We start from the raw sequence: 12,607 nt of genomic DNA on the forward strand, positions 1-12,607 counted from the left end.
CTACAGTGTAATGCGGAATCAGGCGAAAGCCTGCCTCTGATCAAGATCTCGAATGTGCGCTTGACCGCCCCGCGCTCGATGGAAGTGGCCTGCTTGGAGAAAACGTCGTTCGGCCGACGCCGTCCATCTCGCTCCGAGCGGATCGCAAGATTCTTCTTGAAGCTCTAGTTGCTGTAGGGAGTATCCGTGACGGGCACTCAGAAATCCGAGGCCCGACCATGTCGTCCAAGACTGCCCACAATCACGATCACGATCACGACCACGCGCATCCGTTGGCGTCGGAGAGCACGAATGGCGCCTGCTGCGGTGGAACGGCTACCTGTGCGGATGTCGTTCCTGCCGCGTCCGGCCCTGTCACTGGGCGGAGCTTCCAGGTCAGCGGGCTGGATTGCGCCGAAGAGGTCTCGATCCTGAACAAGGTCGTCGGGCCGGCAGTCGGCGGGCAGGAGCATCTGGCCTTCGACGTGATCAACGGGCGCATGACCGTTCTCGATACTGCGAAATCCATTCCGGACGACAGGATCATCAGGCTGGTCGCAGGCACGGGCATGAGTGCCAGGCCCTGGGACGCCGGCAACGCCGCCGCGGATCAGGCCGCGCATCTCGCCCGCCAGAAGGTGTTTACGGCAGCAAGCGGCGGATTCTGGGCCGCGGGTTTCATTTATCATATCATCGAGACAGGTTTGGGTGGCGCGCTGGGACTGTTCGCGGGTCATGGCGAGGCGCCGATGCCGATGGTCGAAATCGGTCTCTTCGCGCTGGCGATCGTGTTCGGTGTCTGGCTGGTGGCGCCAAAGGCATGGTCGTCGGCCCGCAGACTCTCACCCGACATGAACCTGTTGATGGTGGTGGCCGTGGCGGGCGCGATCGGGCTGGGTGAGTATTTCGAGGCCGCGACGGTAGCCTTCTTCTTCTCGCTCTCGCTCTATCTCGAAAGCTGGAGCGTCGGGCGCGCGCGCAACGCCGTCTCGGCGCTTCTCGATCTGGCCCCGCCCACGGCACGGGTGATCCGCGAGGACGGGCGCGAAGAGGAAGTGCCCGCAGCACAGGTCGCCATCGGCGACCGCTTCGTGGTGCGCGGCGGCGATCGCATCCCGCTCGACGGCGAGGTGACCGAGGGCATGGGGGCCGTTAACCAGGCCCCCATCACCGGCGAAAGCGCCCCGGTGCCCAAGGAGACCGGCGACGATGTCTATGCCGGGACGATCAACGGCGAGGGCACGCTGATGGTGCGCGCCACCAAGGCGGCCTCGGATACGGTGCTGGCCCGGATCATCCGCATGGTCGGCGACGCCCATGCCCGCCGCGCGCCGGTGGAGCAATGGGTCGCGAAATTCGCCCGCATCTACACGCCCATCGTCATGGCGCTGGCCGTCGCCCTCGCGGTGCTGCCGCCGCTGGTGGCGGGCGGTGCCTGGGGCTACTGGTTCTACAACGCGCTGGTGCTGCTGGTCATCGCCTGTCCCTGCGCGCTGGTGATCTCGACGCCCGTCTCGATCGTCGCGTCGCTGGCCTCGTCGGCGCGCGCAGGCGTGCTGATCAAGGGCGGCGCCTATGTCGAGGCGCCGGGTCGCACGACGGCCTTGGCGATGGACAAGACCGGAACGATCACCATGGGCGAGCCCGAGGTGGCGTCGATCCATCCGCTGGGCGGCGCCTCCGAGGCCGATCTGGTCGCGCTTGCCGCGTCGCTGGAAGCACGCTCGTCGCACCCGCTGGCGCGGGCCATCCTGGCGCGGGCCGCGGCGGACGGCGTGCCGGTGGCCGCCGCCGAGGATACGCGGACGGTGCCGGGCCGCGGGCTTGTGGGCCGCATGGGCGGTCGCGCGATCTGGCTCGGCTCGGACCGTTTTGCCCTGGAAAAGGGGTTCGGCGATGCCATCCCCGCCGAGCTGCGCGACCGGATCGAAGGTGCCGGAAGCACGCTGGTCGCCGTCGGCGACGATACCGGGCTTCGCGGGTTGCTGGAACTGCGCGACCGGATCCGGCCCGATGCCCGGGCCATCGTGGCGCAACTCCACGCGCAGGGCGTGAAGACCATCGTCATGCTGACCGGCGACAACGAACGCACGGCGCGGGCGGTGGCGGCCGAGGTCGGCATCGACGAGGTGCGCGCCGAACTGCTGCCGGAGGACAAGGTGGCCGCCATCGAGGAACTGGTGGCGACCCACGCGATGGTCGCGATGATCGGCGACGGGGTGAACGACGCGCCGGCCATGGCGCGCGCGCATTACGGCATCGCCATGGGCGCGGTCGGTTCGGATGCGGCGATTGAGACGGCGGATATCGCGCTCATGACCGACGATCTTGCCAGGGTTCCGTGGCTGATCGACCACTCGCGCCGGACGATGACGATCATCCACCAGAACATCGGTATCTCGCTGGCGACCAAGGCGCTGTTCGTCGGATTGACTGCGTTCGGGATGGCATCGATGTGGGGCGCCATCGCCGCCGATGTCGGCGTGTCGCTCGTCGTTGTCGCCAACGCACTAAGGCTTCTGAACGGGACCGAGCGAAAGCCGAGACCGCGCCAGGACGGTGAGCGAGTGGGCGAACGGATGGCCGAAGGGGCATTGGCGCACGGACACTGAGGGTAGAGCCGGGACGTTACACAGTCGTCACCCCAGCCAGACATCGAGGAACAGCATCAGGACGAGGCCGATAGCGAGGCCAAGCGTTGCGCGGTTCTGGTGTCCGCTGCGATGTGTCTCGGGAATGATCTCGTGGCTTATGACGTAGAGCATCGCGCCGGCCGCGAAAGCGAGGCCCCAAGGCAGGAGCGGCTGGGACAAGGTTATGATCCCGGCACCGAGAAGGCCGCCAATGGGTTCCACCAGACCGGTCAGCGCAGCTATGCCCCAGGCGCGAACCCTGGGATAGCCCTCGCCGAGGAGGGAGACGGCCACCGCCAGACCCTCGGGCGCGTTCTGCAGGCCGATGCCGATTGCGAGCGGTAGTCCGCCAGACAGCCCGTCCGCTCCGAAGCCCACGCCGACGGCAAGGCCTTCGGGGAAATTGTGGATGGTGATCGCGATGATGAAGAGCCAGACGCGCCTGAGCGACGCGGCCTCCGGCCCCTCGCGCCCTGTCTTGAAGTGCTCGTGCGGCAGACGCTCGTTCATCAGCGCGACCGCTCCCATTCCGAGCAGGATCGAGACGCAGACGATGGCGGCGGGCATCGCGCCGTTCTCGAACATGGGTTCGGCTGCATCCAGTGCCGGGATGATCAGCGAAAAGAACGACGCCGCCAGCATCACACCGGCCGCAAAGCCGAGTGCCATGTCCCGCGTGGACCGCGAGGGCACCTTGCCGAAGAGGACCGGAACAGCTCCGACCGCGGTCAGGGACCCGGCCGCGAGGCTACCCAGAAAGCCGAGCGCGATCGGCGAAAGTTCATTCATGATCGCTCCTGACAAAATAAACGGATCGGCTGAATTGTTAGCATTGCGACCTCGTGACGAAGCATTCGTCGCGGAATTGACCGATCTATATTCAGCGACCTCACACCCACGTGATCGGAACCAACATCCGTGGCCTTCGGTTCTATTTCAGAAGCGAACCGGCTATAAGCAGAAAATGAAGCAGAGACCCTGAGGTGCAAGTGACCGAAAAGACTACCCGACGCCATTTCATTGTTACGGCCGCCGCAATGTTCTCTGCGCCGATCGCCGGGCCGGTCTTTGCCAGCTCCTGGCCGACCGAAGACCAGAAGGCTGCGTGGGACGCGCAAGTGACGCCGCCGGGATACGATCCGGCCACGACGAACCCGTGGGGTCTGCATCCGCGTCTGCTGCCGCAGCGGGTCGAGGCCCGGGCCGGACTCGTTCCGGGGGACATCCACGTCGATGCGACCGCGCGCTACCTCTATCATATCGAGGAAGGCGGAACGGCCATGCGCTACGGTGTGGCCATCGGTCGGGGTGGCCTCTACGAGCCTGGCACCTACACGATCCGCCGCAAGGTGGAGTGGCCGCACTGGACGCCGACGCAGACGATGATCGAGCGGGAACCCGAAGCCTACGCGCAGTATGCCGACGGGATGGAGCCCGGTCCCCAGAACGCCCTTGGGTCGCGCGCGCTCTATCTTTTTGTCGGCGACAGGGACACCTACCTCCGGATCCACGGCACGCCATACCCCCGCTCGATCGGCAGTCGGGCCAGTTCGGGCTGCGTGCGCATGGTCATGGCCCATATCAACGACCTCTACGAGCAGGTCGAGACCGGGGTGACCGCTCACCTCTACCCGGCTGCGGGCGACGGACCGGTCACCGCACACAGCTGACGGCTTTCGGATCCGCGGGAGATCGCACTCCGAAGCCAGGGGACCGGGGCGCGCCGATCCAGCCATCACGCCTCGGCCACGCGCTGTGTGCAGATCGGTCGACCGTCCGCCGTTCGGAGCGGAAGCAGCGTCGTCTCGACGGGTCCGACGTGGCGGTACCAGTAGCAGCCGTCCTCGGGACGCAACCGGACCGACTGCAGATCCTGGTAGGGTGCCGCCATCGCACTCAGCTGGGTCATCACTTCTGCCGAAAGGCCCGTATCCGGGTCTGCGGTTTCGGCGACTGGGACGGCGCAGGCGCCGAGGGCCAGCAAGCTTCCAATCAGCAGAAGCGTCTTGCCCGGCGTGCGCGATCGGATCATGTGTCAATTTCCTTCATAGCTGGCGAAGACTTCCGTCGAGCCGTCGTTTCGGATGAGGAAGACGTCGTAGGCTTCGCGCCATCTGCCTTGATCCATGCCGGGCGACCCGAGCGGCATCTCGGGCACCGCAAGACCCACCGCGTCCGGACGCTCCGCCAGCAATCGCCGGATGTCCGACGCGGGCACGTGACCCTCGATCACGTAGCCGTCGACGAGCGCCGTGTGGCAGGAGACCATCCGCGGGGGCACGCCATTGTCGAGCTTGAAGCGCACCAGAAGTCCCGCGAACATGTCCTGCCCGGTCGGCGCGAAACCGTTTTCTTCCAGGTGCTCCATCCAGGCGAGGCAACACCCGCAGCCGTTGGTCTTGCGGACCTCGATCGGCGTCGCCTGCGCCAGCGCCTGTGCGGCCGGGAGGAGAGCAAGGGCGAGGGCCAAAGCGGCAAGGGATCGTTTCACGGGTCAGAGCCTTTCGTTGGTATTAGGGGCGAGCGCACTTGCGAGACGCTCCTCGAGACGGGCGCGCGCATCGCCAAGACGCGCAAGAGCCGCTCCGTCGTCGGCGACCCGCTCCGCGGCTTCCGCAAGGCGGTCGTCCGAGAGAGGGTCGGTCGGACGGCCGTTCACGCGCACCTCGTAATGCAGGTTGGGCCCAGTTGCGGTGCCCGTCGCGCCAACGCTGCCAATAAGATCGCCCGCCGCGACTCGGTCACCCTGCGCCAGCCCATCGGGGACAGCGCTGAGATGCGCGTAAAGGGTCGTGGTCTCCGAGCCATGCGCAATCTCGACCACGCGGCCATAGCCGCCGCGCGAGCCGACAAAGCTGACGCGGCCCGGTGCGGTCGCGTAGACCGGGGTACCCCGTGCGGCCGCGAAATCGACGCCCGTGTGCATCCGCACATCGCCGTAAACAGGGTGCGTCCTGCGCCCGAACACGGAACTGAGCCGCGCGCCCTCGACCGGCTGCGCGAAGACGCGCAAAACCACGCCATCACGGTAAATCGTGGCCCGCCCGGAGCCATCCTCCGGCCAGACGATCTCGAACAGCGTGTCGCCAAGGTCAAGCGCCGCGAAGGTCAGGTCCGGCTGGCCGACGATGTCGTCGCCGATCCGCGCCTCGCGCCACATCAGCCTAAGGGTTTCGCCACCCGTCAGGTCGCGCCGGAAATCTACGGCGCCACCCAGCATCTGCGCCAGATCGACCGCGAAGCGTGCCGGAATGCCGCCCGCGTCGAGCGCGGCGAAGACCGAGCTTTCGATGCGGGCTTCACCGGCGAGGTGGACGGTTTCGGGATCGGGGGCGACAACGCGCGTCGCAACCTGCACGCCAAAGACAGCCTCGATCCGGACGCCGTCGTCCACCTCCAGAACGACGCGACGGGGGCTGCCCTCCGGGGTGGTGATGACGCTCAGGGCATGTCCCGGACGCAAGCGGCGCAGGTCGAACTCTGCCGCAAGTGCAAGCGCCACCTCGGCGCGAACCGGGGCATCGAGACCTGCCTCCGCGAGAACTGCATCGAGCGTCTCGCCCGCGGCGATCTCCCGTGCCCACGTCCGGAGCGAAGGCTCGACCCTCGGAAGCGATGGCGCGACTACCACGGCAGACGGCAGAGCCGGTGGGCTGACCATCGGGGCAACATCCGAACGGGCGAGGGTCGGCGCGAGGACCGGGGCCTCAGTGGACGCCGGCATGGGCATGGCCTCAGGCGTCCAGAGTGCAGCCTCGGCAAGACCGGGCGGAACAGGGTCCCGTGTCCAGGTGCCCGAAAGAGCGAGGGCGGTCGCAGACACGCTTCCCGCCGTCACGATTCCGACTGCCAGATACCTCAGCTTCATGTCGCCCCCTCCGTTTCTTCTTCCAGTGCCCGGCGGATCTTCGGCACTGCGAACTCCCTCGGTTCGTGATAGTCGATCATGCTGACGAACCCGCCGGCCGCGTCGAACAGGAACACGCTCGCCGTGTGGTTCATGGTGTAGTCGCCGCCGTCGGTCGGAACACGCTCGTAGCTCGCCCGGAACCCTTCCGCCGCGCGTGCTATCTGATCTTGCGCACCGGTCCAGCCGCGGATCGCCGGATGGAAGTAGCCGACATATTCGGCCATTGCCTCGACGGTGTCGCGGTCCGGATCCACGGTGATGAAGACCACGTTCATCTGCCCGGCATCCTCGCCGAGCGCATCGAGCCAGCCGGAAATGTCCGACAGTGTGGTCGGGCAGACGTCGGGGCAGAAGGTGAAGCCGAAGAACACCATGGTCGGACGGCCGACCAGGGTCTCCGGGCCAACCGGCTGCCCCTCGTGATCAGTAAGACGAAAGTCCATTTCAGTGAGCGGTAGGGGAAGGCTTGCCACAGCCTCCGGCGCGCCGGGGCCGTCCACCCGCCACCAGCCGACGAACAGCGTCAGCCCCATGGCACCCAGAGCAGTGGCGCCGTATCCAAGAGCCGTTCGGCGCCGCATCAGCCCTCCGGCCCGCGCGCCGCGATTCCGAGGATCGGCACGTCGACTGTCACGTCGCCGCCATCCGAGAAGCTCAGCGTCAGCGGAAAGCTGTCGCCCTCGGTCATCGGCTGTTGTAGCTGCATGAGCATCGCGTGCAGCCCGCCGGGCGCCAGTTCCGCGGCTTCGCCGGGGGCGATGGTTATCTCGCCCGCAGGCGCCATCGAACTGACACCCTCGGCATTGGTCTTGCTCTCGTGGATCTCCGGCATCATGGCGAGCGGCGTGGAAATGCCGGTCAGCGTGACGGCCTCGTCTCCGTTGTTGCGGATCGTCATGTAGGCCGCGCCGGGGCGGTTGACGCCGATGGAGGCCCGCGCCCACGCGTCATCGACGACCACATCCTCCGACCCGGCAAGGGCGACACCGGAGGTGAGCGCAAGTGTGGTGAGGGTCGCCAGCATCGGGGTGGTGAGCTTGGTCATTCGTAAGTGCCTCCTTGTCGTGCGTGCCAGGGTCACGAGCCGCTCGCGGCCACTTCCTCGGCCACCAGCGCGCGCAGTTCGGCCTCACCGAACGGATCGAGCGGCCGCCCGTTGACGAAGAATGTGGGCGTCTGGCGCACACCCATGGTTTCGACATCGGCGCGATCTTGGTTCAGGATCGCCACGACGTCCGGCGCGAGCATCTGCGTGCGCGCCGCTTCCACATCCAGCCCCGCGGTCGCAGCGACCTCCAGAATCAGTCCCGGAGCCGGCGCGCCATGCGAGGCCCACCGGGGCTGCTCGCGCAGCAGCGCCTCCATCACGGGCTCGTAGACGTCCTGCATCCGGGCCGCCTCGAGCACGCGGATCGCTTCCTCCGACGCTTCGCCGTGGAACGGCGTGTAGCGGATCGCGACGCGCACCGCGTCGCCGTGCTCTTCCATGATGTCCTTGACCACCGGATAGAAGGCGCGGCACGCCTCGCAGGCCGGATCGAAGAACTCGACGATGGTGACGGGGGCATCCTCGGGTCCGAGGATCGGGGAGTAAGACCGCAGCAGCGCCTCGCTCTGTTCTGGCGGAACCGTCGCGGTCGCGGCGACGGACGCGGGACGTGTCGTGAACCAGGCCGCTGCGGCAAAGACGGCAACGGCGACGGCAACAACGGAGAGCATGATAGCGCGACGATTCATGGGCGCGGGTCCTTCAGAGAGAGGGCCGACAGGCTCGCGGTGAGCGTGAAGGCGACAAGCGACAGGAGCGGGATCGGAACCCCGAGGATCAATTGATTGGCGTCGGTGCAGGAGGGGCCGGTCGCCGTGCAGGGCTGGATGGGCTCCGGGATGATGCCGACGTAAAGGCCCATGTGCCAGAGCGCGACGGCCCCGCCGAGCAGGCTGAGCGCCAACCCATAGCGTCCGACGCGGGCGTCCTGCAACCACAGGCCGAGCCCCAGAACGATGGGCAACGGGAACATGAAGGCGCGCTGATACCAGCACAGCAGACAAGGCATCTGGCCCAGCACCTCGCCGATGAACAGCACCGAGAGCGTTGCCACGAGCGCCACCACCCAGGCGGCAGTCAGAGCCGCTTCTCCCGTCAATCCCCGACTCATCCGGCGACGCGCCCCCTCAGATCGGCAAGGATCTCCTCGGCCGGGGTGCCGTAGCTCCAGGCTTTCACGTAACCGCCCTCCGGATCGAACAGAAACAACTGCGAGGAATGACCCATCGTGTAGCCGCCGGGCGCCGCGGCCTCCTCGACCTTTTCGTAGAAGATGTGAAAGCTGTCGGCGGTCCGGTCGATCTGGTCGGGCGTTCCGGTCAGGCCCACGATCCCGGCCTCGAACCTCGGCACGAAATCCGCGAGGACCGACGGCGTGTCCCGCTCGGGGTCGATGGTGATGAAGAGAGGCTGAACCTGCGCCGCATCCTCGTCCAGCCCGTCCATGACGGCGGCGACCTCGGCCAGCGTCGTCGGGCAGACATCGGGGCAGTTGGCGAAACCGAAGAAGACCAGCATCCAGCGGCCCGCGTAATCTTCCTGCGTCCGGACCATTCCGGTGTGATCCGTCAATTCGAAATCCGCACGAAACGCAGGCTCGCCCTCCCCAGCCTGGTCGGCTCGATAGTCCGCCCAGAGCAGCAACCAGACGAAAGCCAGCGCCGCAACGCCCACGAGCCCCCAGAGGATCTTTTGAAGAAATGTCAGTCGCAATGCGCGTGGCCTGCCTGTGATTCTTGATTTTGTGGTCGTGTACACCCTCAAGCTACTAGAGGTTCAACCCGCTTGTTCCGTCGTCATGGCGGCTTCACGGACCTGTGTAGCGGCTCACGGCCTTGCCAATCGGTGCGGCAAAACCTACCAACACTGAAGCATTACGGAGGCGCCCATGCTTACGATCGGCAGTCTGGCCAATAAAACCGGCACCAAGGTGCAGACGATCCGCTATTACGAGCAGATCGGTCTGATGCCGGAACCCGGCCGGACCGAGGGTGGCCAGCGCCGCTATGGCGACGATGAGCTCGACCGGCTCGCCTTCATCCGGCACGCGCGACAATTGGGCTTTTCCCTCGAAGCGATCCGGGAATTGCTGGACCTCAGCGATCACCCCCATCGCCCGTGCCTTGAGGCCGACGCCATCGCGCGCAGGCAGTTGAAGCAGGTGGAGCAGCGCCTTGCGCGTCTGGAAGCCCTGCACACCGAACTACAGCGCATGGTTCACGAATGCAGTGGCGGGCAGACGGCCGATTGCCGCGTGCTGGAGGTGCTGCGCGACCATTCCGAGTGCCTGACGGACCACGACGAGATCGGCGCCTGAGATGCCTGCCGCGCTCGCCTATCCGCTCGCGGCCTTGGCCGAGATCCGCCGGATGCTTCGCAATCTGGGCGTGGTGGCGTCTCGGCGCATCCGCCCTCTGGCTCGTGCCTGGCGTGGCCGCGCTGGTGGCGTTCGGCTGGCTTCTGGCGCAGGTCGACACCGTGGCTGCGGGACGCGCCTTTGCGGCCTATGGCGGGGTCTATATCGCGGCATCGGTTCTGTGGATGTGGCTCGCGGAAGGACACAGGCCGGATGGGTGGGACTTACTTGGTACAGCGGTGTGCCTGGTTGGCGCCGCGATCATTCTGGCCGCCCCGCGCGGTGCGTGAATTCAGGGCTTGAAGCTGCAGTCGCTGTAGCAATTATCTCTCTCCCATACCGATTCGAGGAGAGATGTCATGATTCAAACAGACCCATTGCTCGCCCCCACGCGGCTTCTCGATTTCGAGAGTCCGGCGATCGCGGCGCTATTGGAAGCGCGGGGCTGGAAAGCTCTGCCGCCTGACGCGCGGATCGGGGCCATCTACGATTTCGTCCGCAACGAAATCGCCTTCGGCTACAATCGGGCGGACGACATTCCGGCATCACAGGTGCTGGTGGACGGCTTCGGCCAGTGCAACACCAAGGGCACATTGCTGATGGCGCTGCTCAGGGGAACCGGCATCCGGTGCAGATTGCATGGCTTCACCATTCACAAGGCGCTCCAGCGCGGTGTCGTCCCCGAGCTTGTCTATCCGGTCGCGCCCGCGGAAATCCTCCATTCCTGGATCGAGGTGGAGACCGGCGACACGTGGATCGACCTGGAGGGTTTCATCCTCGACGCGCCGTACCTCACGGCGTTGCAGCGGGCGTTCAGCGACAGTGACAGCCTCTGCGGCTATGGTGCGGGCACCGAGTGCCTGAACAGTCCGCCGGTCGAATGGACGGGGGCCAGCACGTATATCCAAAAAACCGGCATTGCCCGGGATCTGGGAACATTCGAGACGCCGGACCAATTTTATGATGTGCACCGGCAAGCGTTCGGCCAGCTGCGCGATTGGCTCTATCGTCACATCGTCCGGCACTGGATGAATGCTCGGGTTCGCAGGATCCGCGATGGGCGCCTGCCTCTCAAGCCAGGCACTGCCCGGCACCGCCACGAGGGGGACGCACATGCCGCATGATCATGGCCACGCCCATATCGACCCCAAGTCCGGCGATCGCCGCGTCTCCGTCGCGATCTGGGCGAATGCTCTTCTAACCGTCGCGCAAATCGTCGGAGGCATCCTCTCGGGCAGCCTCGCGCTGATTGCTGATGCGCTGCACAACTTCTCGGACATGGCGTCCCTGGTGATCGCCTTCGCAGCACGCAAGATCGCGCGGCGGCCTGCGGATGAACGGATGACCTTTGGATATGGTCGGATCGAGATCGTGGCGGCTCTGATCAACTACACCACGTTGATCCTCGTCGGCTTCTACCTGATCTACGAAGGCGGGATGCGGATGATCGACCCGCCTGAGGTCGCCGGCTGGACGGTCGTGATCCTCGGCGGTGTGGCGCTTGCCGTGGACACGCTGACAGCGCTGCTCACCTATTCGATGCAGAAGGGCAGCGTGAACATTCGCGCCCTGTTCCTGCACAACCTGTCGGATGCGCTGGCCTCCGTTGCGGTCATCATCGGTGGTGCGCTCATCATCCTCTACGACATGCGATGGGTCGATCCTGCGATCACCATCGGTATCGCGCTGTACATCCTCTACCTGGCGTTTACGGAGATCGGCGGCCCCATTCGCACACTGATGCTCGGCAGTCCGCCCGACATCGACAACGGCGCTGTCGTCGACGCGGTGCGCGGCATCGCCGGCGTGGCGGACATCCACCACGCTCATTTCTGGCAGATGCAAGAACACGCGGCGGCACTCGATACGCATGTTGTCATCGAGACAGCATCTTGGGAGCGCCTCGAGGACATCAAGGACGAGATCAAGCGAATGCTTGAGAGCCAGTTCGGCATTGCTCATTCGACGCTGGAATTCGAGCGACAAGAGCGGGCCCACCAGAACGCAAGCCTGTATGGACATGGAGGAAAGGAGGATGCTGGCTGACACCAGCCACCGTGCGGTGGCGATGCGAAGTCGGTCATAACGAAAACAATGACTTAGGGTGGAGAAGGTTGGACATCAGGCCCATCCCCTCCGCCATTTTCCCCCGCGAAAGCGTTCTCCCGATCCGGCTGCGACTGGATTTTTCCGTTGTTTCCGAGGGTTATGCGGGAGTGGCTGAGCACTGGCCCCCGCGCCAGGAGGCCCGGAAGCGTTCTCTCCGGGCCGATATTCTCTGGACCTGTTGACTGCGCGGATTTAGTGAACAGCTTGTAAGCATCTGATCATAAATGCGTTTTCTCATGCCTCCTCGCGGACTCCGATCCCGGTGCCATTCGAGTGAAATGCCACTGGCGTCGAACTCCATGATTTAACGACCGCATTCCCGCGGGCCGTTGACCATCCCGACCCATTGTGACCATTCTGACCACAAATCAGGGAGGGGCCTATGAAGGCCGTGTCTGCCCGTGAGGCGAAGCATCACTTCGGCCAGTTGATCGACGAGGCGCGGGCCGAGCCTGTGGTGGTCGAAAAGCACGGGCGCCCGGTGGTGGTCGTCCTCGCGGTCGAAGAGTACCAGCGGCTGACCGGCCGGACCGTGGAACCCTCTGGCAAGAAACGAGAGGACGAGCGGTAGC

General features: G+C 65.6%; 16 protein-coding genes and 1 pseudogene. 7 read left to right on the forward strand and 10 right to left on the reverse strand.

Going from position 1 to position 12,607, the window contains the following annotated elements:
* Nucleotides 1-197: 197 nt before the first annotated feature.
* Nucleotides 198-716, reverse strand: a complete 519-nt coding sequence (locus tag RGD00_RS23600) for a hypothetical protein (protein ID WP_486663183.1) — start codon at nt 714-716, stop codon at nt 198-200.
* A gap of 12 nt (nt 717-728) precedes the next feature.
* Between RGD00_RS23600 and RGD00_RS17055 the strand changes: the two genes are divergently transcribed.
* Nucleotides 729-2,591, forward strand: coding sequence for a heavy metal translocating P-type ATPase (locus RGD00_RS17055; protein WP_486663185.1), 1,863 nt, complete (start codon nt 729-731; stop codon nt 2,589-2,591).
* Nucleotides 2,592-2,618: 27 nt separating this feature from the next.
* Here RGD00_RS17055 and RGD00_RS17060 read toward each other — a convergent pair whose 3' ends face one another.
* Complete coding sequence (locus RGD00_RS17060) at nt 2,619-3,401, reverse strand: ZIP family metal transporter (RefSeq protein ID WP_310458493.1); 783 nt, start codon at nt 3,399-3,401, stop codon at nt 2,619-2,621.
* Between the two features lie 248 nt (nt 3,402-3,649).
* Here RGD00_RS17060 and RGD00_RS17065 point away from each other — a divergent pair, with 248 nt between their 5' ends.
* Entirely contained in the window at nt 3,650-4,282 is a 633-nt protein-coding gene (locus RGD00_RS17065; protein WP_310458523.1) for a L,D-transpeptidase, read from the forward strand.
* Between the two features lie 65 nt (nt 4,283-4,347).
* Here the strand turns inward: RGD00_RS17065 and RGD00_RS17070 are convergent, their stop codons facing one another.
* Genes RGD00_RS17070 through RGD00_RS17105 form a run of 8 tightly spaced genes read right to left on the reverse strand, consistent with a single transcriptional unit; the run spans nt 4,348 to nt 9,283 of the window.
* Nucleotides 4,348-4,644: a hypothetical protein gene (locus RGD00_RS17070; protein ID WP_310458494.1), complete on the reverse strand. Its 297-nt coding sequence runs from the start codon at nt 4,642-4,644 to the stop codon at nt 4,348-4,350.
* 3 nt (nt 4,645-4,647) lie between these two features.
* Nucleotides 4,648-5,103 carry a DUF411 domain-containing protein gene (locus RGD00_RS17075; protein ID WP_310458495.1) on the reverse strand — a complete coding sequence of 152 codons (456 nt, stop codon included), beginning with the start codon at nt 5,101-5,103 and terminating at the stop codon, nt 4,648-4,650.
* A gap of 3 nt (nt 5,104-5,106) precedes the next feature.
* A complete protein-coding gene (locus RGD00_RS17080) occupies nt 5,107-6,480 on the reverse strand; it encodes a peptidoglycan DD-metalloendopeptidase family protein (RefSeq protein WP_310458496.1) in 1,374 nt (457 codons plus the stop codon).
* Nucleotides 6,477-7,103, reverse strand: a complete 627-nt coding sequence (locus RGD00_RS17085) for an SCO family protein (RefSeq protein WP_310458497.1) — start codon at nt 7,101-7,103, stop codon at nt 6,477-6,479. The genes RGD00_RS17080 and RGD00_RS17085 overlap by 4 nt, the downstream gene beginning before the upstream one ends.
* Complete coding sequence (locus tag RGD00_RS17090; protein WP_310458498.1) at nt 7,103-7,567, reverse strand: copper chaperone PCu(A)C; 465 nt, start codon at nt 7,565-7,567, stop codon at nt 7,103-7,105. Before RGD00_RS17090 ends, RGD00_RS17085 begins: the two co-directional genes overlap by 1 nt.
* 32 nt (nt 7,568-7,599) lie before the next feature.
* A complete protein-coding gene (locus RGD00_RS17095; protein ID WP_084863762.1) occupies nt 7,600-8,259 on the reverse strand; it encodes a thioredoxin domain-containing protein in 660 nt (219 codons plus the stop codon).
* The gene (locus RGD00_RS17100) at nt 8,256-8,681 is read right to left on the reverse strand and encodes a disulfide bond formation protein B (RefSeq protein ID WP_310458499.1); all 426 of its coding nucleotides are present in this window, start codon (nt 8,679-8,681) and stop codon (nt 8,256-8,258) included. Before RGD00_RS17100 ends, RGD00_RS17095 begins: the two co-directional genes overlap by 4 nt.
* Nucleotides 8,678-9,283, reverse strand: coding sequence for an SCO family protein (locus RGD00_RS17105; protein WP_310458500.1), 606 nt, complete (start codon nt 9,281-9,283; stop codon nt 8,678-8,680). Before RGD00_RS17105 ends, RGD00_RS17100 begins: the two co-directional genes overlap by 4 nt.
* A gap of 175 nt (nt 9,284-9,458) precedes the next feature.
* Here RGD00_RS17105 and RGD00_RS17110 point away from each other — a divergent pair, with 175 nt between their 5' ends.
* From RGD00_RS17110 to RGD00_RS17130, 5 genes and pseudogenes are all read left to right on the forward strand, one after another.
* On the forward strand, nt 9,459-9,887 hold the full coding sequence (locus RGD00_RS17110; RefSeq protein ID WP_310458501.1) for a MerR family transcriptional regulator: 429 nt from the start codon (nt 9,459-9,461) through the stop codon (nt 9,885-9,887).
* A gap of 1 nt (nt 9,888) precedes the next feature.
* A pseudogene (locus tag RGD00_RS17115) lies at nt 9,889-10,216 on the forward strand (YnfA family protein).
* Between the two features lie 69 nt (nt 10,217-10,285).
* Nucleotides 10,286-11,050 (forward strand): transglutaminase-like domain-containing protein, encoded by a 765-nt coding sequence (locus RGD00_RS17120; protein ID WP_310458502.1) that lies wholly within the window; start codon nt 10,286-10,288, stop codon nt 11,048-11,050.
* Nucleotides 11,040-11,972, forward strand: a complete 933-nt coding sequence (locus tag RGD00_RS17125) for a cation diffusion facilitator family transporter (RefSeq protein ID WP_310458503.1) — start codon at nt 11,040-11,042, stop codon at nt 11,970-11,972. The genes RGD00_RS17120 and RGD00_RS17125 overlap by 11 nt, the downstream gene beginning before the upstream one ends.
* A 445-nt stretch (nt 11,973-12,417) precedes the next feature.
* Complete coding sequence (locus tag RGD00_RS17130) at nt 12,418-12,606, forward strand: type II toxin-antitoxin system Phd/YefM family antitoxin (RefSeq protein WP_011910684.1); 189 nt, start codon at nt 12,418-12,420, stop codon at nt 12,604-12,606.
* Nucleotide 12,607: the final 1 nt, after the last annotated feature.

It is taken from the genome of Ruixingdingia sedimenti (assembly GCF_031432425.1).
In the GTDB taxonomy this organism is placed as follows: domain Bacteria; phylum Pseudomonadota; class Alphaproteobacteria; order Rhodobacterales; family Rhodobacteraceae; genus Ruixingdingia; species Ruixingdingia sedimenti.

What these genes read in the sequence shown, in the direction of transcription:
- RGD00_RS23600 (WP_486663183.1), bottom strand. Translation starts at nt 716, where the DNA reads ATGACCCGCGAACAGTCCCAGCGCGCCACCCAAACCTGTCTCGATGAT.
- RGD00_RS17055 (WP_486663185.1), top strand. Translation starts at nt 729, where the DNA reads ATGCCGATGGTCGAAATCGGTCTCTTCGCGCTGGCGATCGTGTTCGGT.
- RGD00_RS17060 (WP_310458493.1), bottom strand. Translation starts at nt 3,401, where the DNA reads ATGAATGAACTTTCGCCGATCGCGCTCGGCTTTCTGGGTAGCCTCGCG.
- RGD00_RS17065 (WP_310458523.1), top strand. Translation starts at nt 3,650, where the DNA reads ATGTTCTCTGCGCCGATCGCCGGGCCGGTCTTTGCCAGCTCCTGGCCG.
- RGD00_RS17070 (WP_310458494.1), bottom strand. Translation starts at nt 4,644, where the DNA reads ATGATCCGATCGCGCACGCCGGGCAAGACGCTTCTGCTGATTGGAAGC.
- RGD00_RS17080 (WP_310458496.1), bottom strand. Translation starts at nt 6,480, where the DNA reads ATGAAGCTGAGGTATCTGGCAGTCGGAATCGTGACGGCGGGAAGCGTG.
- RGD00_RS17085 (WP_310458497.1), bottom strand. Translation starts at nt 7,103, where the DNA reads ATGCGGCGCCGAACGGCTCTTGGATACGGCGCCACTGCTCTGGGTGCC.
- RGD00_RS17090 (WP_310458498.1), bottom strand. Translation starts at nt 7,567, where the DNA reads ATGACCAAGCTCACCACCCCGATGCTGGCGACCCTCACCACACTTGCG.
- RGD00_RS17095 (WP_084863762.1), bottom strand. Translation starts at nt 8,259, where the DNA reads ATGAATCGTCGCGCTATCATGCTCTCCGTTGTTGCCGTCGCCGTTGCC.
- RGD00_RS17100 (WP_310458499.1), bottom strand. Translation starts at nt 8,681, where the DNA reads ATGAGTCGGGGATTGACGGGAGAAGCGGCTCTGACTGCCGCCTGGGTG.
- RGD00_RS17110 (WP_310458501.1), top strand. Translation starts at nt 9,459, where the DNA reads ATGCTTACGATCGGCAGTCTGGCCAATAAAACCGGCACCAAGGTGCAG.
- RGD00_RS17120 (WP_310458502.1), top strand. Translation starts at nt 10,286, where the DNA reads ATGATTCAAACAGACCCATTGCTCGCCCCCACGCGGCTTCTCGATTTC.
- RGD00_RS17125 (WP_310458503.1), top strand. Translation starts at nt 11,040, where the DNA reads ATGCCGCATGATCATGGCCACGCCCATATCGACCCCAAGTCCGGCGAT.
- RGD00_RS17130 (WP_011910684.1), top strand. Translation starts at nt 12,418, where the DNA reads ATGAAGGCCGTGTCTGCCCGTGAGGCGAAGCATCACTTCGGCCAGTTG.